We start from the raw sequence: 578 nt of genomic DNA on the forward strand, positions 1-578 counted from the left end.
GGGCAGCATTCCTGTAATGATAAAAAATGGAGTTTGAACAAAAAAATAACCTCTTGGTATGATATAAATGTCCGAAGCTGGCCAGCGAAAGGACAAATTATATACCAGGAGGCCTTCATAATGAATTATAACCAAAATAATAAAATTGCTCAAATTACTTCTCAAACACTCATTATAGGTGTTGATATTGCGAAATTCAAGCACGTAGCTCGTGCGCAGGACTTCAGAGGTTTGGAGTTTGGTAAACCTCTACACTTTGACAATACGAAAGATAGTTTTGATGTATTTGTTGATTGGATTAGAGAGATTCAGGGTCAACAAGATATGGTTAAAGTAATTGTCGGTGTTGAACCTACTGGTCACTACTGGCTTAATTTAGCTCATTATCTTAAAGAACTTAATCTCAAGCTTGTCGTTGTTAATCCAATGCATGTTAAGAAGACGAAGGAATTAGATGATAATTCTCCTACAAAAAATGATGTGAAAGACGCTAAGGTTATTGCTCAATTAGTGAAAGACGGAAGATACGCTGAACCTAATATTCCAGAGGGAGTATATGCTGATCTACGAATCGCAAG

1 protein-coding gene is annotated in these 578 nt (G+C 36.3%); it reads left to right on the top strand.

The window, feature by feature from the left end; all coding sequences use genetic code 11:
- Positions 1-120: 120 nt before the first annotated feature.
- On the top strand, positions 121-578 hold a 458-nt coding region (locus JCM9157_RS23075; RefSeq protein WP_035668899.1), incomplete at its 3' end, for an IS110 family transposase.

It is taken from the genome of Halalkalibacter akibai JCM 9157, assembly GCF_000513135.1.
GTDB classification, from domain to species: domain Bacteria; phylum Bacillota; class Bacilli; order Bacillales; family Bacillaceae_D; genus Halalkalibacter; species Halalkalibacter akibai.